Below are 18,026 nucleotides of genomic sequence, written 5' to 3'. Positions count from 1 at the left end.
GTGGTGTTTGATGCGGACGAGGATGGCAAGGATCGCGGCCTGGAAAGCATGCCCGTTCGCCTCGCGAAACCTTACGGCGGGGATATGTACGGCTTCCACTTCCCGCTGATACAGGGGACGGAGGTGGCAATAGCGTTTCGTGAGGGTGACCCGGACCAGCCTTATATCGCTCATGCGCTGCATGATTCACGACATGTGGATCACGTTACTGAGAAAAATAGCACCCGCAACGTTATTCGTACCGCCGGACTGAACAAGCTGCGCATGGAGGACAAGCGTGGTGAGGAGCATATCAAGCTCAGCACGGAGTATGGAGGCAAGACGCAGCTGAATCTGGGGCACAATGTCAATGCACGGCGTGAGCTTCGTGGCGAAGGTGCAGAACTGCGCACTGATAATCATATCGCTATCCGTGGTGGCAAAGGCGTGTTTATCAGTGCGGATATTCAGTCGCAGGCACATGGGAAGATGTTGTCGATGCAAGATGCTCTTGGCGAACTTCAAAAGGCGCAGCAGTTAACTGAGTCCTTGAGAAGTGCAGCAGAGATGGCAAAAGCCGAATTGGCGGATTTACAAACCCAGAAATCGCTTTTGAGTGATGCCATCACCGAGCTTAGGCAGTCAGCGTTACTACTCTCAGCGCCTGGTGGCATCGCGCAAGCCACGACTAAAAGCCTGCAACTGTCAGCAGGTGAAAACCTCATTGCAACCAGCGGTAAAAACACTGACTTCAGCGTAATGAAAGCTTTCACGGTGGCAGCGGGAGAAAGAATCAGCCTGTTTGCACAAAAGCTGGGACTGAAGTTACTAGCGGCTAAGGGGAAAGTCGAAATTCAGTCTCAGAGTGATGAGGTGTTGCTGGATGCATTCCAGGATGTACGCATCAGTAGTAGCGAAGGTAAAGTTATCATTCGTGCAAAACAGGATATTTTACTGGTAGGTAGCGGTGGTGCTTATTTGAGAATAGGAAACGGTGAAGTAGAGAGCGGTGCCCCGGATAAAATTATTCAGCGCGCAGCAGTATGGCAAAAATTCGGAGGTCAAAGTGCAAGCGAAATGTTTAGTTCCTGGCAACAGGGTAATTATGAACTCAACACGCAACTCATCCGGGCAGGAACTAAAGAAGCGGTAAAAAGTCATCAAGGGAATGTGATTAGTGATCTCGGGAAGACATTAGCTACTTCAGATGGTGCAGGAAAAATAGCTCATCAAAACTTTCCTGACATTGCCAGCATCAATTTAAACTTGAACAAGGAGCGTTAGTTATGTCTGAGGAAAAAACGACACCAAAAATTGAGCCGACATTTGATGAGGATGGTAATGCTTGCTATCAGTTGTTTAGTACGCCTAAAGAAAAAAACATTTTACAGCAATGTGTCGTGTATCCAGACCGAGTTATTCCAGTCATTTTTATACCGGGTGTAATGGGCAGCAATTTAAAAGATAAGAAAGATAAAAAAATCTGGAGGCTTGATAGTAATCTCCAGATTTTAGGCGACTGGTTTAAAGAAAATGCGGCAGTCCGAAAAAAGAAATTAGACCCTAATGAAACAATAGTTGATGATGGCGGAAATATTATCGGAAAATCAGAATCCCATTTGCTCAAAACTCGCCGGCAGCGAGGATGGGGAACTGTGGGATACACAAGCTATGCCACTTTTCTTGACTGGCTGCAGAACACGCTTAACGACTTTGAAAACACCCTCTCTAACGAGCGCGTGATTCTACTGAAATCTATGCTGAAAACAGAAACAGGTGATGTCTCACTGAGTAAAGGTGAGGTGGATTTGACTTACCGTTACCTTTTTCCGGTATTTGCCATGGGTTATAACTGGCTGCAGTCAAACGGTGATTCAGCAATTGCATTGGCTAAATTCATTGACAAGCAAATTCAGTTTTATCGGCAGAAGGGCCGGATGTGCGAGAAGGTGATCCTGATTACGCATTCCATGGGGGGGCTCGTTGCCCGGCACTATACTCAGAACCTTGGGGGGGCAGCCAAGGTTCTGGGAGTGGTACACGGCGTGATGCCGGCACTCGGAGCCGCAGCGACTTACCGCAGAATGAAAGCCGGGACGGAAAATGGCTCAGGCAACGTAGTTGGTTGGTTGGGTGCACAGATACTTGGCCCAAGTGCGGAAGCCATGACCGCCGTGCTATCTCAGTCTCCCGGCCCTCTGCAACTGTTACCGGGAAAAGCTTACGGGCAGCGCTGGCTGAAAATCAGGGATGACAAAACCATCCATGCGTTACCGGTAGCCGACCCTTACAGCGAAATATATCTGCAGCGGGATAAATGGTGGGGGCTGTGTGAGGGTCAGTTTATAAACCCTGGCAAAAGCACTGACCCGGCAGACAGGGATAAAGATTGGCAAACATTCTCAAAAACAATTCAACGAGAAGTTAAGCCTTTTATCGAGGATCTCTGCGGAAAGTATCATCCGAATAGTTGGGCATTCTACAGTGCGGATATGACGTACCGGGCCTACGGTGACGTCTGCTGGCGCGCAAATACTCCTCGTGCAGAAGCGTGGCTGAATCGCAACCGTAAGCGTGACGGGCTTGCAGCTCGCGCGCTTGATAAAACGGAGATGTTTGAGAAACGAAGCGTTTCTTCCCCCCTCTCAGGTAGCGGCTGGGCAACGGGCATTCATCAGACTTATCAGCTTTTGCCAGCAGAAGAGGCTGGGGACGGGACGGTTCCAGTACGATCTGGGCGTATTGCTGAACATCATTTGCAGGCGCGTTTTCAGATTTCCGTTTCACATGAGGCAGCCTTCCAGAACAGACAGGCGCAGAAGTTTACCTTGAGGGCGCTGGTGAAAATCGTTCAGCAGATAGAACAGACCGCGCTGAGGTATGAATGAGTATTAAAAAACCAATCATAACGCTGGTGCTGCTGGCCACCGGTTTTACCAGCTGGTATGGCTACAGAGGGATGCCGCCGAGAATAAATCTGACCACTGAGGAGCACAAGAACGTGACGCACTTTTTACAGGGAATGGCCACTCGATGTCTTGGACGTTATCTGATAGACCTACCCAATACCTTCGCCACTTCATCAGATCAGGTTATAGCATATGTTAACAAATCACCGCTGAATTATAAACGCATCTATCCTCCGGCTTTTAAACAGAAGATCCGTTTGAGAGAAATTGAATTATCTGCCACAAAAACATTACGCCCACAGGATATGCCATTTTTGAAGGCTATCCATTCTTTACCTGATGGCATGCAGGGCGTTGTATTTGAACGAAATGAAAGCACCCAGATTCCTGATGCTTCACGTATCCTTGAGGCGCACCTCTATACCAATGGTGTTGCAGTAGAAATAACCATGGAAGCCGATAATGGATTATCGTCGCGCTATGATGAAGAGCGAAAGCAGACCCCCGAAATCTACGGTAATACCGTTCCGCAAAAACTGATTGAGCTGACTAAGCTGCTTAAGCGCATTTCCGGCAGGAAAGAAGATGACATACCCAACACCCCCGGTTTTTGCCTGCCAGAGTTGTTCATTAAGGATGGTGATAGCAAGCAAAAAGAGCGCTACGGTTTCCTTTACAAATCATCAGAATTTCCCGCATTAGATTTTGATTTTGACAGCGATAATTACATTGCGTCTGATGATTCTCTGCTGGAGAGAAGTGCCATGATGGAGCGCAACATCAAGCGAGCCGAAGGCAATACCATCGCCAGTGGACCCCGTAACATCAATGGATTGTATGCAGAACAGTGGCTGGCAAAGGGATTGCTTAGTGACACCTACGGTGAAAAAGCTCTGCGATTTGTCATTAATATCAATGAAAAAACGGCATCGCCCAAGCATCCAATGTTATCTCTGACGTTCCTGCAGCAGGGCCTTGAGGGCGAGGGACGTCTTACAGAGGCCGAAGCTGTAAGTATCTGGCAGCAGATTACCGACACTATCCGTATCCGCCCAAATGCGATAGCAAAATAGCCTGCTTTACCTAATCATTAGTGCAACTGCATGACGTATAAGTTGTTTTATGTACTGAGTGTTGCCTGTCTATTGCCAGGCATTCTCCCATGCAATGTCAACCACCTATTCAATCCGAATATTTTTACTGTTTTTAGTCAACGGCTGTTTGAAATATGCGCACAGGGCGCAATGCCCTGGTGCATTGGTCTGAATTTAATTCCGGCGGCATGTATCTTTAACATTTGAACTTATCTTCAATAACCTAAAGGAAATCCTATGAAGACGCAGAACATCCCTGTTTCACCCGCATTTATCGCTATTTCCTGGATTGCCATGATCGGCGGCAGTGTGGTTTATTTGGCCGGTTTGTGGCAGGCAGGGATGGAGCTAAATGAAAAAGGCTACTATTTTTCTGTGCTGATTCTTGCGCTGTTTGCTGCGGTTTCATTGCAAAAAACGGTTCGCGATCGCCAGGAAAATATCCCCACAACTCGCCTTTACTACGGAGTGTGCCTGCTGGCATTTGGTCTTTCAGTTGCGCTGCTGGTCATTGGATTGGTGAATGCAACACTGATACCTAGCGAAAAAGGGTTTTACGGTGTGTCATTCTTCATGGCGCTATTTGGTGCAGTAGCCGTGCAGAAGAATACCCGTGATAACCAATTCACAGAACAAGGAATACCGGTTAATAATAACGCTGAGAATGATTTGGACTAATGGCTGTCAGGCGGTGATGCGCCTGATTCGAATTATACCATTAAAGATTGTTCATATTTATTTAACCCATTGCACCTTCTGTTGAGAGTATGCTCATATAATAGGGTGTTCAATTATGATTAATAGGAATGCCGCGGTTCAAATTTCATGCGATAACGTTTTTGTATATGATCGATATAGTGAGTCTATGAGTTTAAACTAGTAATCCTTTGGTTGTTATTAAGCAGTAAAGTATGTTACGCGGTTGTTATTTATAATTTTTAGCTATTAATTTTTGAAATTTATTGATTTGTTAATTTCCTTTAATGATGTATCTCACCATTTAAAATAGGAGAAAAGTATATGCCAGCACTGACTTGCTTAGGCGATGCAACAACACACGGCGGTAAGGTTATATCAGCCACATCAACCATGTATGTCGAAGGTGTACAAGTTGCATTAGTAGGAGATAGCGTTTCATGCCCACTGCATGGTTCTAACCACATTCAGCAAGGCGATCCTACAGTGTTTGATAATGGCGTTCAGGTGGTTGTTCACGACTGCGTATGTGAATGTGGTTGCAAAGTTATCAGCTTTCGAAATGAGATGGTAGATTAAATAAAATGAATTGGCCAATTCCAGATATCCCATCAAAAAAAATCTTGAAAAAACCATCCATTAAATTTCTGACAATTATTTTTCTTGTTTTGATTTCCCTGGGGGCATTGGTCTCTATTTTATTTTTGAGGGATAATAGCTACAGAGATGTAATGGTTAATGGTTTGCTACCTTCAGTTATGATATGGCTATGTCTCGTTGGAGTTGTTTGGTTTCGCTATGATCAATCTTCCAATGCAGCTATATTATGGGATATTCAGACTCAATTTACCAAATCTCATTGGCAGCGTTGGGCTATGTGGCAAAGGCCGGTTATAGCAAATATAATCTTGTGTCCTGAAGAAAATGGAAGCGAAGCTTTAATTGGAGATCCTTCTGATATTCCTGCATATCCAGTTAAATGCAGACATCTACACCACGATTTTTTGAATTTAAGCGCTAAGTTTATTTTTTTAGATGAAAATCTGGAAAGACAATGCCCTGGTTATCGAAATAGTCTTTATGACATCATTTTGCTCAAAACAGAAAAGCATGATGCATCTCACATTTCTGAGGCTGTATTTAAACAATGGGATATTGTCCCTAATATTGTATCTGTAACTGACCAATACTTTTCAGGTTCTGAATTCTGTTCGATTAAAGAAATGGCACTGATTATTACCTTACAGGATTGGCCTAACTCTGTTGAATGTGGATATAGTGAATTCATTAACGCAAGTCTTATATGTTCATCAGAAATGATCAAGAGTGATTCATTCCTTGTCAAAGCAGGTGTAGGGAGATTTTTGCATTCAAACTCTCTGACGAAATCACTTGATATTCTGACAGAGTATAACAGGTTGGAGGCTTCAGAAATGAAGCATGTATGGCTTTCGGGAGTTGAGGAGGCTGATAAGATTACAATCGTACGCTATGCTGAAGAAAAAAAATGGGCACTTCCTTCTCGATATCCATTTTTGGTTGTTAATCATTCATTTGGCCCGCCAGGACCATTATCCTTTCCTGTTTCTATTTCATTATTAGTTGATGCTGCAATTAGAACGGGAGAAACTCAATTATTAATATCAGATGGCAAGGATAAAGCCTATTCATTTTGTCTGATTACAAGGAAGTTGTTTTTATGACATCAACAGCTTCGCCGGTCATTCGGCGTTTTAGTGTAACAGGATATTCAATATTAGTCGTGGCGCTTGCATGCGTAAGTGCATTCCTGATCACTACTTTCAGAAGTGGTATGGATATCTTAGGCGTAAATTTTGAATATGTTTGGTTAATCTGGGGGATGTGTGTAATAGCTTTAATAATAGCTGTCTTTACTCTTCATTTTTCTCAGAAAAAGTCAATTGGCGAAGAGCAAGAGCAATATTTACCTCAAAAAATAATTGGGCACGACAAGCAATTAGATAAGAAAAAAACCACTTCAACTGAAAATCACCGGATTATTCTTCAGCATCTCCATTATGCTCTCCGCCAACAACACGGCCGTCTTTGGAATTTCAAAGTTCACATCCTTCTCATCACGGGCAGCGTGTCAGACGTTGAACGCTTGGCACCTGGCCTGACCAATCAACTCTGGCAAGAGGACAGTGGTACGCTGTTGTTGTGGGGCGGCGATCCCGCCTCTCAAACTGATGAAAACTGGCTGATTGCTTTAAAGCGTCTGCGTCACCGTCCTGCAGACGCGATAATTTGGGTGACTTCTGCTGCTGACCAGCTTAACGACATTGGCGGGTTGCCCACTACTTCGCAACCTTCCAGTGCCGCGATGGATGCCACCGCACATGCCTTATCGGCTCGCTGCAATATGCTCGGCTGGCGACTGCCGCTGTTCGTCTGGTCATTGCATACACGGGCTGGAAAGCAATCTGGCCGTATAACTCAGGCCGTTGGGTTCCAGACTTCCACAACCAATAATCACGATGCATTGCTCGCGGCACTGGCGGCGGATCTCATCGCGCAGGGGACCCAGCAGGTGGCGGGCTCGCCGCAGCATCACTTTTTGCTGAGCCTCGCGGACCAGCTGGCGCGTGTGCCTGAATCGATAACTACGCTGCTTTCTCCGCTGCAGAGTGTTCATCGCTCTCTGCCGCTGGCGGGGATGGTGTTCAGCCCGCAATCGGAAGGTACGGCACTTACGGTGCCACACCATTGGATACGCGATAACCGCTGGGATGCGCTGCCTGCGTCTTCAAATGAACTCCCTGCTCATCTTCGCCCGTCTCGCTATGGCATGCAGTGGAATCGCATTCTCGCCGCAGCCGCCTGTGTGCTGGTGGTACTGTGGGGAGTAGGAATGCTGGTCTCTTTCGCCGCCAATCGCAGCATTATCGGTGATGCCGTACAGGTGACTGAAAATGCTTCTGACAGCAGTCAGTCTTTAAAACAACGGCTTGCTGCGATGGGCTTGCTTCAGGACACGATCGGACAATTACAGTATCGCCAGGAGCATGGTACGCCCTGGTACAGTCGTCTTGGACTGAGTCAGAACGATGAGCTGCTGTCCGCCCTGTGGCCTCGTTACCGTAAGGCGGCCCTGCCTCTGCTTCGCGATGCAGCAGCCTTGCAGATTACTGAAGCACTGAAAGCCTATGCATTATTAGCGCCCGACAACCCGCTCAGGGAAACGCAGTCAAAGCAGGCCTACACGCAGCTCAGACTCTACCTGATGCTGACGCGCCCTGAACGTATGGCTCCCCGCTGGTTCAGCCAGGCGCTGATGCAGAACTGGACGCAGCGGGAGGGTGTCGACAAGGCATACTGGCAGGGCGCCGGGAGTCCGCTGCTGGCTTTTTATGCAGAGAATCTCAATGCTCACCCTGAATGGGCGCTAAAAACAGACCCGGAGCTGGTCGGGCAGGTGCGTTCCCTGCTGGTTCGCCAGATGGGAGTGACTAACAGCGAGTCCCGCCAATATCAGCGGGTGCTGGCGCAGGTGGCGCACCAGTATGCCGATATGCGCTTGGCAGACATGACCGGCGATACGGATGCGGGTCGCCTGTTTACCACCGATGAAGTGGTGCCCGGCATGTTCACCCGTCAGGCGTGGGAAGACGGCGTTAAACCCGCGATTGAAAAAGTGGCGAGGGAGCGGAGTGAGGAGATGGACTGGGTACTGAGTGATGCGCCGCCGTCTGCCGGTGATTCATCCTCACCCGAAGCGCTGGAAGCGCGGCTCACCAGCCGTTACTTTACCGACTACAGCGCCGCCTGGCTGAACTTCCTGAACAGCCTGCGCCTCCAGCCGGCACCGACGCTTTCAGACGCTATCGACCAGCTCACGCTGATGGCAGACGTCAGACAGTCGCCGCTGGTGGCATTAATGAACACGCTTAATGTGCAGGGCCGCACTGCACAGAGCGGCGGCGCGATTGGCGACTCACTGGTGAAATCCGCGCAGAACCTCTTTAACCGCGAAAAGCGCCCTGCCATTGACCAGAACAGCGGCCCGAGCGGCCCACTCGATGCGACTTTCGGCCCGCTGCTGGCGCTGACTGACAGTCAGGGCAGCAGCAGTATGAGCCTGCGCACCTTCCTGACGCGCGTGACTCAGGTGCGTCTGCGCCTGCAGCAGGTCACCAACGCGGCAGACCCGCAGGCCATGACGCAGACGCTGGCGCAGACGGTATTTCAGGGGAAAACCGTGGACCTGACTGACACGCGTGATTACGGCAGCCTGGTCGCCGCCGGGCTGGGGCAGGAGTGGAGCGGTTTCGGGCAGACGGTGTTTGTGCGCCCGATGGAGCAGGCCTGGCAGCAGGTGCTGATGCCGGCTGCGGGCAGCCTGAACGCCCAGTGGCAGCAGTCGGTGGTGAACGAGTGGAACAGCGCATTTGGCGGCCGTTATCCGTTTAAAAAGGTCAGCAGTGAGGTGTCACTGCCGCTGCTGGCGAAATATCTGAACGTTGAGAACGGACGCATCACCCGCTTCCTGCAGTCGCGTCTGAGCGGCGTGCTGCACCGCGAAGGCACCCGCTGGGTACCGGACAGTATCAACGCCCAGGGGCTGACGTTTAACCCGGCCTTTCTGCAGGCGCTTAATCAGCTCAGCCGGATTTCCGACGTGGTGTTCACCAATGGTGAGGCCGGGCTGCACTTTGAGCTGCGTCCTGGTACGGCTGCAGACGTTATGCAGACTGATCTGATTATTGACAGTCAGAAGCTCACCTACATGAATCAGCAGCCGGTGTGGAAACGCTTCACCTGGCCGGCTGACACTGAAGCGCCCGGCGCATCACTGAGCTGGATAAGCACGAAGGCCGGCACCCGCCAGTATGGTGATATGCCAGGGAGCTGGGGCCTGATTCGCCTGCTGGATAAGGCTCAGGTCAGCGCTAATCCGGGCATCAGCAGCAGCTGGCGGCTCACCTGGCAGGCTCCGGACGGTCGTCCGCTGAACTACATTCTGCGAACAGAAGCGGGGGAAGGGCCGCTGGCGCTGCTGAAGCTGCGCAACTTCACGCTCCCGGCCGACATTTTCATTATCAGTGACACCCCGGACGTGCCGGATGAAACCTTTGTCAGCGAGGAAGACTGATGCCACTGCAATCCCTGATTAACGCCTGCGGTGCGGATACGGACCATCTTCGCGCGCTGGCGACGGACTCAGTCTTTCTGTGGGAGCCGTGGCTGAAGCCCCTGGCGGACACTAAGACTCTTTAGCGTCAAACTCACACAAATCTTCAATCAGGCAGGAGCCGCAGCGCGGTTTACGTGCCACGCAGGTATAGCGGCCGTGCAAGATTAACCAATGGTGGCAATCGACTTTAAAAGCAGAGGGCACCACTTTAATCAGCTTATCTTCCACTTCTTCGACATTCTTGCCGGGCGCGAAGCGGGTGCGATTGCTGACGCGGAAAATATGCGTATCCACGGCAATGGTCGGCCAGCCAAAAGCGGTATTCAGCACCACGTTGGCGGTCTTGCGTCCGACGCCGGGCAGGGCTTCTAATGCCGCACGGTCCTCTGGAACTTCACCACCGTGCTGCTCGATGAGGATGCGGCAGGTTTTGATCACATTCTCTGCCTTGCTGTTAAACAGGCCGATGGTCTTGATGAACTCTTTCACGCCATCAACACCCAAAGCCAATATAGCGGCGGGGGTATTTGCCACCGGATACATCTTCGCCGTGGCTTTGTTCACGCTCACATCGGTGGCCTGTGCGGACAGCAGCACCGCAATCAGCAGTTCAAACGGTGAACTGAAGTACAGTTCCGTTGTGGGATGCGGGTTGTCATCACGCAGGCGCGTGAGAATTTGCAGGCGCTTTTCCTTGTTCACACGGCCTTCCCGGTTTCACCTTGTGGCGCGGCTTCAGGTTCAGCAGCGCGCAGGGCGGCTCGTTGCTTCATTTTCTGATCGATCAGATATTTACCGGCCAGCAGCATGCCTAAGCCAATAAAAGCTCCAGGCGGCAACATAGCCAGCAGCATCGGTGAATCAAAATGAAATACTTCAATGCGCAGCGCTTTGGCCCAGGGGCCCAGCAGTTGGTCAGCACCGTTAAACAGGGTGCCGCTACCGATCAATTCACGAATCGAACCTAGCGTCACCATCGCGCAGGTCGCGCCCATACCAATGGCAAATCCATCCAGCGCCGAGAGCGGGATGCTGCTTTTCGACGCCACCGCTTCCGCGCGGCCCACCACAATACAGTTGGTCACGATCAGGGGAATAAAGATTCCCAATGACTGATACAGCCCGTAAGCGTAAGCATTGATCAGCATCTGCACGCAGCTCACTACCGAAGCGATGATCATTACGTAAATAGGGATACGGATTTCCGCCGGCACCCAACGACGCGAGGCGGAGATAGCGCTGTTGGTGATGGTTAACACCAGCGTGGTGGCCAGGCCAAGGCCGAGGGCGTTAGTGGCGGTTGAGGTCACGGCCAGCAGCGGACACAAGCCGAGCAGTTGCACCAAGGCGGAGTTGTTCTTCCACAGGCCGCCAACCAGCAGGGATTTTGCTTCACTCATGGTGCATCTCCACATTCGGGCAGCGAAGAGAGCTTCGCTGGCAACGTTTCAATCAGTAATGCGGTACGTTTAGTGGCATTCACCACTGCACGCGGGGTAATGGTCGCGCCGGTAAATTGATCAAATTCACCGCCGTCTTTTTTCACCGCAAAGTTCTTGTCGTCGGCACCGTGCACCACTTTGCCGTTAAAGCTGTTGATCCAGTCGGAAATGCGCAGTTCAATCTTGTCGCCCAGTCCAGGCGTTTCATGGTGTTCCACTACGCGGACACCTAATACTTTGCCGTGAAAATCGGCACCGACCAGCATCTGAATCGCACCAGAATAGCCGTCTGGCGCGGTAGTCTCAAGCGCCGCCGCGACGGGTTTATCACCTTTACGCGCCAGATAGAGATGATGCGGCTGGTTATTGCCTAATGCCGCTGCATCCGTCACCAGGAAACACTCTTGCTGAATGTGGTTGTCATACATCTCGGTAGGCACTACCTGATCGAGCAGGTTTTTTTGCTGCAGTGCCGTTTGATGTTCCACCGTCGGCTTGGTGACATAGTTCACTACCGCAGTGACGCCGGTGGTGATCACCGCAAACGCCGCCAGCGTCACGGCATTTTTACGAATAGCATCGAACATCATTAATCCTTGCGATGGCCGTAAACGCGCGGCTGGGTGTAGTAATCAATCAGCGGCACGCAAATGTTTGCCAGCAAAACGGCGAACGCCACGCCGTCCGGATAGCCGCCAAAGCTGCGAATCAACCACACCAGCAAACCAATCAGTGCACCATACACCAGGCGACCACGGTTGGTAGTCGAGGCGGTGACCGGATCGGTGGCGATAAAGAACGCGCCGAGCATGGTCGCGCCGGAGAACAAATGAATCAGGGGCGAGTTCAGCGATTCCGACGAGAACAACCAGCCAAGGGTGGCGCAGAAGGCCAGCGACACCAGGAAACTGACGGGGATGTGCCAGCGAATGGCATTTTTTGCCAGCAGCAGCATACCGCCCAGCAGGTAACCGAGGTTGATCCACTGCCAGCCCAATCCCGCCAGCACACCGGTATAGATCGGTTCCGCCAGCAACTGTTCTGCGCTATGTCCAGCGCGCAAGCCGGTTTTAAAGGTATCCAGCGGCGTGGCCTGGCTGACGCCATCCACCCCGAGCTGCAACTGCTGCATGGTTTGACCGGCCAGCGTGTGATTGGTGAAGATCATGCTGAGAGAATCCAGCAGGCCGGGTTTGATTGCCTGCAATGACTCAGGCGGCAACCAGCTGGTCATCTGTACCGGGAAGGAGATCAGTAAGACCACATAACCGACCATCGCTGGGTTGAAGGGGTTTTGACCCAGGCCGCCATACAGTTGTTTCGCGATAACAATGGCAAACACGGTACCAATGACCACCAGCCACCAGGGCGCCAGCGGCGGCAGACTGATGCCGAGCAGCAGCGCGGTGAGCAGGGCGGAGTTATCCGAGAGAGTCGGAACCACTGGTGTTTTGCGCAGACGCAAAATGGCGCCTTCGGTGATCCATGCGGTGGCGGTGGCGAGCAATACCTGAATCAGAAAACCCACGCCAAAGAAATACCACTGCGCGGCCATACCCGGCAGCGCAGCCAGTACCACCAGCAGCATGATGTTGCCGGTGCTGCGGCGGTTGTGGGTATAAGGGGAACTTGCGATACGAAAAGCCATTTAATCCTCAGTCGTCGAAGGCTGCTGCTGCGCTTTACGCGCTTTGGCACGGGCGACCGCGGCGGCAATGGCCGCTTTTCGTGGGTCGGCGGAGTCAGGAGAGGCAGCAGCCTCTACTTCAGAAGATGATTCAGGTGCGGCTTCAACAGACGCAGAAGCTTGCTCGGCAGCTGCCGCAGCTTTCTTCGCTTTAGCGCGCGCAATGGCCGCTTCCACCGCGGCTTTACGCGGATCGATTTCAGCGGCAGGTGCTGCATCAGAAGGCTCAGGTGCGTGTGGTTCGTCAGCAGGTTCAGATATCTGCTCAGCCGCCGCAGCCGCTTTCTTCGCCTTAGCACGGGCAATAGCGGCTTCAACTGCGGCTTTGCGAGGATCAACCTCAGCGGTCGGTGCTGTATCAGCAGGTTCAGATGCTTGTTCGCCAGCAGCAGCGGCTTTCTTCGCTTTAGCACGCGCAATGGCGGCTTCAACCGCCGCTTTACGCGGATCAACTTCAGCGGCCGGGACTGCATCAGCAGATGCAGGCGCTTGTTCGCCAGCAGCAGCGGCTTTCTTCGCTTTAGCACGCGCAATAGCGGCTTCAACCGCGGCTTTACGAGGATCAACTTCAGCGACCGGGGCTGTATCAGCAGATGCAGGCGCTTGTTCGCCAGCCGCAGCGGCTTTCTTCGCTTTAGCGCGCGCAATGGCGGCTTCAACCGCCGCTTTACGCGGATCAACTTCAGCGACCGGGGCTGCATCAGCAGTTTCAGGATTTTGTTCGCTAGCCGCCGCAGCGTCTTTCTTCGCTTTGGCGCGCGCAATGGCGGCTTCAACCGCAGCTTTACGTGGATCAGCCTCAGCGGAGGGTGCAACACCAGCAGTTTCAGACGGTTGTTCGCCAGCCGCCACACCAGACTTCTTCGCCTTAGCACGCGCAATGGCCGCTTCAACAGCGGCTTTACGCGGATCGCCAGACTGCTTGCTCAGCGCCTGCGTTTCAGACTGTTTTTCCGCCTGCTGAGCCAACGCCTGCGCATGGCGCGCCTCGCGCTCGGCGGTTTCCTGTTCCGGTGTTTTGGCGGCACGCGCCTTCACGCGAGCAATCGCCACGTCACGTTCACCCTGATCGCTAAGTGCCACACGCTGTTTAGCTTCTTCATGACGCGCTTCACGCGCCAGTTTTTCCCGCTCTAAACGCGCCTGACGCGCTTCAAAGCGCGCTTTAGCTTCAGCGGTGCGCTTCGCTTCGAGATCGATAGCGCGCAGCTCGGCCTTCTCCTGGCGATAATATTGCACCAGCGGAATATTACTTGGGCAGACGTACGCACAGGCACCGCACTCAATGCAGTCATCGATATTGTGAGCGCGCGCCTTCTCATGATCGCCGCCCTGGCTGTACCAGAACAGCTGCTGAGGCAGCAGTTTCGCCGGGCAGGCGTCCGCACAGGCGCTGCAACGAATACAAGACTGTTCTTCTTCGTTATTGCCCATCTCACTGGCAGAAGGCGCCAGGATACAGTTGGAAATTTTAACCAGCGGGACGTTGAGTGATGGCAGCGTAAAGCCCATCAATGGGCCGCCCATGATCACCATCTGACGTGAACCCGGCGCGAAACCCACATGATGCAACAGATGGCTAACCGGCGTGCCCAGACGTCCCCACACGTTGCGCGGCTGCGCAATGGCTTCGCCGGTCAGCGTGACGACGCGTTCGGTAATCGGCTCGCCATCGATAATGGCGCGCTTAACCGCCCAGGCCGTACCAACGTTTTGCATCAGTACGCCAATATCAGTGGATCGACCGCCGTGCGGTACTTCAACGCCAGTAAGAATCTGGGTCAATTGTTTGGCGCCACCCGATGGGTACTTGGTGGGGATGACGCGCAGTTGCAACTCGCAATCACCGCCCAAAGCCTGCGTCAGCGCCGCAATCGCTTCGGGTTTGTTATCTTCGATGCCAATCAGCACGCGCTCAGCCTGCAACACCCAGGCGAGGATACGACAACCTTCCAGCACTTCAGCCGCGCAGTCCTGCATCAGGCGATCGTCGGCGGTGATGTAAGGCTCGCACTCCGCAGCGTTGATAATCAGGGTTTTGACGCCGCGCAATCCGCCACGTAGCTTGGTGGCGGTCGGGAAGCCAGCGCCACCTAAACCGGCGACACCTGCCTCATGGATGCGCTTGACGACATCTTCACGCGGAAGCGCACGATAGTCAGGTTGCGGATCGAGTGCAGTCCAGCGATCTTCACCATCGGCGCGCAGGAAAATGCACAGTTCGGAAAGACCCGAAGGGTGCGCGGTCATATGTGGCGCAATCGCTTCGATGGTGCCGGAGGTCGGTGCGTGCACCGGCAGCATGCGTCCGCTGCCAAACGTCAGCGCCTGACCGCGCAAGACGTGATCGCCCGGTGAGACACAAATCTCGCCTTCATGGCCGATATGCTGTTTTAACGGAATGATGAATTGTTCAGGCAGCGGCAACTGCCTCAACGGCGTGCCGTTAGACTGGGTTTTCATTTCCGGCGGATGAATGCCGCCCTGGAAATCCCACAGCTTCTCTTTGCGGAACAGGTTTAACAAATTAAGCATGAGTTTCTACCGGGATCACCCGTACAGGAATGGTTTCGAGATCCCATTTCCAGTTGGCCGTGGTCGTGGCAACGGGACGCATCTCAATGCAATCGGTCGGACAAGGTGCTACGCACAGATCGCAACCAGTGCAGACATCGCTCAACACGGTGTGCATGGCGCGGGTGGCACCGACAATCGCATCCACCGGGCAAGCCTGAATACATTTGGTGCAGCCGATGCAGTTGGCTTCATCGATCCAGGCTACCGTGCGGATCGGCTCCTGCACTTCCTCACCGCCATCCAGCGGTTGCGGTTCAACGTTCAGCAGTGCGGCCAGCTTGAGCATGGTCTGCTCGCCGCCGGGGGCGCATTTATTAATGGCTTCACCGTTATTGCCAACGGCATCCGCATAAGGACGGCAACCCGGATATCCGCACTGGCCACACTGACTCTGCGGCAGAATGCTGTCGATCTGTTCAACGATCGGATCTTCTTCCACCTCGAATCGGCGCGAGGCATAGCCGAGCAGGGCGCCAAATACCAGGCCCAGCGCAGCAATAGCCACAATAGCAATCCAAATCGCGGTCATTAGAATTTCACCAACCCGGTAAAGCCCATAAAGGCCAGCGCCATCAAACCTGCGGTGACCAATGCAATCGAGTTGCCTTTGAACGGGGCAGGGACGTTGGCTAATACCAGGCGTTCACGCATGCCGGCGAACAGCACCATCACCAGCGAGAAGCCAAGCGAGGCACTGAAGCCATAAACTGCGGCCTGCAAAAAGGTGTGGTTAAGATTGACACTCAGCAAAGGAACACCCAGCACCGCACAGTTAGTGGTAATCAGCGGCAGGAAGATACCCAGTAAGCGATAGAGTGACGGGCTGGTTTTGCGCACCACCATCTCGGTGAATTGCACCACCACGGCGATCACCAGGATATACGCCAGAGTACGCAAGTACACCAGATCGAGCGGCACCAGAATCAGATGGTTCACCAGCCAGGCGCAGATCGCTGCCAGAGTGATCACGAAAGTGGTGGCGAGTCCCATGCCAATGGCCGTTTCCAGTTTTTTTGACACGCCCATAAAGGGGCATAGGCCGAGGAATTTGACCAACACGAAGTTGTTCACCAGCACGGTGCCAATAAAGAGAAGTAAGTAATCGGTCATTTTTTAACCTGGGAAGCCGAAAGGCGTCTATTATCCGGAATTGAGAGGTGCATCTCAACCTCTTCACAAAATGTGTGGGTGTTGAGAGCACTCAGAATTAAATTCCTGACGAAACTCGCGCCATTACGGTTGGATAAACGTCTGTTTCACACGCTTGGAACGTTTGAAGTAAGGCACAAATACTGCGGCAGCCAACAGCGACAACAGCAACGTTTGAATCGCTTTACTATCCGCCACCGGGGTGAACGCAAAGGTTTTCAACGCCAGTAATACTGTCATCAGCAGCCACAGGATGTAATGGCGCGGTAAACGGCGCGAACGTTTACAGAACATCCAGCAAACCCAGATACTGTAGACCCAAACCACGCCTGCGGTGAGCAGGGAAATCGCCCATTGCGTGAACAATTGGCTGGCATGAGTAAACAACGTGGTACGCAATTCTGCATCAAACAACGGACTCAGATACATGGCCACCACCAGCGCACTGGTCAGCATCGTCATAATCAACCAGGCCAGCGGCAACAACAGCCAGCCAGCAATACGCGGCGGGTTTACCGATTCGGTCATCTTGTGGATCCTGTAGCGAAATTAAGAAGGCGTTGTATGTCCAAACGGGGCACGCCCGACATGGACAACGCAATAGTGCAGAAAAAGGCGGGGAAAACCCATTACATTACGTAGCGCCAGACTGATTTCGGCACGCGGCCCATATCATAAAGGCGGCCGCCGGAAACAAGTTCAGCACGACGATGATCGGCAGCGCGATACATATTGATGATGTCATTGTCATCGGTCAGCGAATAATTAAGATGGTCGTAGAGTTTTTCCAGACTATCGAGATTATTCACTTTGCGGAATTTCAGCAGGTAATCTAGCGCAGTCATGATTGCCATCTAAAAATAAAGTGCTCGGAAGTGCCCAAGTATAGGGAGCGCACTGACAGAGTCCATACGCCAGCATTAAAAAAATTCAAAAATCAGACCACATGAGCTAATTCGCTCATCAAAAGACATTTTTTCTTCATTTTGCCGTTATAAACGCGCATTTCCGGACGGGATTAAGACAAATTCAACCCCGACGGACAGCATGATGTGAAAAAAGCTCACACCTTTATCGTAAATGAAAGTTTTCATTCTTTATCAGGCTTAGTGCCCTGACTTTCATTCATATAAGACGTTTATTAGGCCGATTTATGTCGAACAGTTCAGCAATGGCATCTACACGCTTTGAAACTCTAAATCATGGAGTGTGCGAGTAATCACAAAACTGATCATTGCTTGTGCCCGTAGTCGATAACCATTCTTTACGCAGCGTCTGTAATCGCTTCCAGTAGCCACCATCCTAACCGATTCTGTTTATTACATTTATTTAACCGTC

General features: G+C 52.1%; 16 protein-coding genes. 7 read left to right on the top strand and 9 right to left on the bottom strand.

The annotated features are described in order from the left end of the window. The 7 genes from AC1MDE_RS23760 to AC1MDE_RS23730 all read left to right on the top strand — a co-directional run. On the top strand, positions 1 to 1,263 hold a 1,263-nt coding region (locus tag AC1MDE_RS23760), incomplete at its 5' end, for a DUF2345 domain-containing protein (protein WP_480345143.1). Between the two features lie 2 nt (positions 1,264 to 1,265). Continuing rightward, positions 1,266 to 2,867, top strand: a complete 1,602-nt coding sequence (locus AC1MDE_RS23755) for an esterase/lipase family protein (protein WP_479398420.1) — start codon at positions 1,266 to 1,268, stop codon at positions 2,865 to 2,867. Further along, a complete protein-coding gene (locus tag AC1MDE_RS23750; RefSeq protein ID WP_479398422.1) occupies positions 2,864 to 3,961 on the top strand; it encodes a T6SS immunity protein Tli4 family protein in 1,098 nt (365 codons plus the stop codon). The genes AC1MDE_RS23755 and AC1MDE_RS23750 overlap by 4 nt, the downstream gene beginning before the upstream one ends. A gap of 258 nt (positions 3,962 to 4,219) precedes the next feature. Further along, positions 4,220 to 4,660: an inner membrane protein YiaA gene (yiaA, locus tag AC1MDE_RS23745; protein WP_479398424.1), complete on the top strand. Its 441-nt coding sequence runs from the start codon at positions 4,220 to 4,222 to the stop codon at positions 4,658 to 4,660. 342 nt (positions 4,661 to 5,002) lie between these two features. Then, positions 5,003 to 5,257 carry a PAAR domain-containing protein gene (locus tag AC1MDE_RS23740; RefSeq protein ID WP_072226632.1) on the top strand — a complete coding sequence of 85 codons (255 nt, stop codon included), beginning with the start codon at positions 5,003 to 5,005 and terminating at the stop codon, positions 5,255 to 5,257. Positions 5,258 to 5,262: 5 nt separating this feature from the next. Further along, entirely contained in the window at positions 5,263 to 6,381 is a 1,119-nt protein-coding gene (locus AC1MDE_RS23735) for a hypothetical protein (protein WP_479398426.1), read from the top strand. A gap of 110 nt (positions 6,382 to 6,491) precedes the next feature. Next, positions 6,492 to 9,791 carry an ImcF-related family protein gene (locus AC1MDE_RS23730; protein ID WP_480345142.1) on the top strand — a complete coding sequence of 1,100 codons (3,300 nt, stop codon included), beginning with the start codon at positions 6,492 to 6,494 and terminating at the stop codon, positions 9,789 to 9,791. 111 nt (positions 9,792 to 9,902) lie between these two features. Here the strand turns inward: AC1MDE_RS23730 and nth are convergent, their stop codons facing one another. The 9 genes from nth to ydgT all read right to left on the bottom strand — a co-directional run bounded on the left by nth (position 9,903) and on the right by ydgT (position 17,533). Beyond that, positions 9,903 to 10,535 (bottom strand): endonuclease III, encoded by a 633-nt coding sequence (gene nth, locus AC1MDE_RS23725; RefSeq protein WP_058962383.1) that lies wholly within the window; start codon positions 10,533 to 10,535, stop codon positions 9,903 to 9,905. Beyond that, a complete protein-coding gene (locus AC1MDE_RS23720; protein ID WP_097119808.1) occupies positions 10,532 to 11,233 on the bottom strand; it encodes an electron transport complex subunit E in 702 nt (233 codons plus the stop codon). Before AC1MDE_RS23720 ends, nth begins: the two co-directional genes overlap by 4 nt. Then, the gene (rsxG, locus tag AC1MDE_RS23715; RefSeq protein ID WP_166931562.1) at positions 11,230 to 11,862 is read right to left on the bottom strand and encodes an electron transport complex subunit RsxG; all 633 of its coding nucleotides are present in this window, start codon (positions 11,860 to 11,862) and stop codon (positions 11,230 to 11,232) included. Before rsxG ends, AC1MDE_RS23720 begins: the two co-directional genes overlap by 4 nt. Positions 11,863 to 11,864: 2 nt before the next feature. Further along, a complete protein-coding gene (gene rsxD, locus AC1MDE_RS23710) occupies positions 11,865 to 12,923 on the bottom strand; it encodes an electron transport complex subunit RsxD (protein ID WP_479414568.1) in 1,059 nt (352 codons plus the stop codon). Then, positions 12,924 to 15,497, bottom strand: coding sequence for an electron transport complex subunit RsxC (gene rsxC / locus AC1MDE_RS23705; protein ID WP_480345141.1), 2,574 nt, complete (start codon positions 15,495 to 15,497; stop codon positions 12,924 to 12,926). It abuts the gene before it with no gap. Further along, positions 15,490 to 16,068: an electron transport complex subunit RsxB gene (gene rsxB, locus AC1MDE_RS23700; RefSeq protein ID WP_034827415.1), complete on the bottom strand. Its 579-nt coding sequence runs from the start codon at positions 16,066 to 16,068 to the stop codon at positions 15,490 to 15,492. The genes rsxC and rsxB overlap by 8 nt, the downstream gene beginning before the upstream one ends. Then, positions 16,068 to 16,649 carry an electron transport complex subunit RsxA gene (gene rsxA / locus AC1MDE_RS23695; RefSeq protein ID WP_084938429.1) on the bottom strand — a complete coding sequence of 194 codons (582 nt, stop codon included), beginning with the start codon at positions 16,647 to 16,649 and terminating at the stop codon, positions 16,068 to 16,070. Before rsxA ends, rsxB begins: the two co-directional genes overlap by 1 nt. Positions 16,650 to 16,772: 123 nt before the next feature. Beyond that, positions 16,773 to 17,216 carry a DUF2569 domain-containing protein gene (locus tag AC1MDE_RS23690; RefSeq protein WP_480345140.1) on the bottom strand — a complete coding sequence of 148 codons (444 nt, stop codon included), beginning with the start codon at positions 17,214 to 17,216 and terminating at the stop codon, positions 16,773 to 16,775. Between the two features lie 101 nt (positions 17,217 to 17,317). Beyond that, positions 17,318 to 17,533 carry a transcription modulator YdgT gene (gene ydgT, locus AC1MDE_RS23685; protein ID WP_034827409.1) on the bottom strand — a complete coding sequence of 72 codons (216 nt, stop codon included), beginning with the start codon at positions 17,531 to 17,533 and terminating at the stop codon, positions 17,318 to 17,320. Positions 17,534 to 18,026 lie beyond the last annotated feature (493 nt).

Source organism: Pantoea folii, from assembly GCF_056678875.1.
The sequence above is the reverse complement of the archived record's forward strand: the minus strand, read 5'-3'. Positions and strand labels throughout refer to the sequence as shown.

Coding starts and splice junctions, on each gene's coding strand:
- rsxG (WP_166931562.1), bottom strand. CDS start 11,862: ATGTTCGATGCTATTCGTAAAAATGCCGTGACGCTGGCGGCGTTTGCG.
- AC1MDE_RS23740 (WP_072226632.1), top strand. CDS start 5,003: ATGCCAGCACTGACTTGCTTAGGCGATGCAACAACACACGGCGGTAAG.
- rsxA (WP_084938429.1), bottom strand. CDS start 16,649: ATGACCGATTACTTACTTCTCTTTATTGGCACCGTGCTGGTGAACAAC.
- rsxD (WP_479414568.1), bottom strand. CDS start 12,923: ATGGCTTTTCGTATCGCAAGTTCCCCTTATACCCACAACCGCCGCAGC.
- rsxB (WP_034827415.1), bottom strand. CDS start 16,068: ATGACCGCGATTTGGATTGCTATTGTGGCTATTGCTGCGCTGGGCCTG.
- AC1MDE_RS23755 (WP_479398420.1), top strand. CDS start 1,266: ATGTCTGAGGAAAAAACGACACCAAAAATTGAGCCGACATTTGATGAG.
- AC1MDE_RS23750 (WP_479398422.1), top strand. CDS start 2,864: ATGAGTATTAAAAAACCAATCATAACGCTGGTGCTGCTGGCCACCGGT.
- rsxC (WP_480345141.1), bottom strand. CDS start 15,497: ATGCTTAATTTGTTAAACCTGTTCCGCAAAGAGAAGCTGTGGGATTTC.
- ydgT (WP_034827409.1), bottom strand. CDS start 17,533: ATGACTGCGCTAGATTACCTGCTGAAATTCCGCAAAGTGAATAATCTC.
- AC1MDE_RS23730 (WP_480345142.1), top strand. CDS start 6,492: ATGGATATCTTAGGCGTAAATTTTGAATATGTTTGGTTAATCTGGGGG.
- AC1MDE_RS23735 (WP_479398426.1), top strand. CDS start 5,263: ATGAATTGGCCAATTCCAGATATCCCATCAAAAAAAATCTTGAAAAAA.
- yiaA (WP_479398424.1), top strand. CDS start 4,220: ATGAAGACGCAGAACATCCCTGTTTCACCCGCATTTATCGCTATTTCC.
- AC1MDE_RS23690 (WP_480345140.1), bottom strand. CDS start 17,216: ATGACCGAATCGGTAAACCCGCCGCGTATTGCTGGCTGGCTGTTGTTG.
- AC1MDE_RS23720 (WP_097119808.1), bottom strand. CDS start 11,233: ATGAGTGAAGCAAAATCCCTGCTGGTTGGCGGCCTGTGGAAGAACAAC.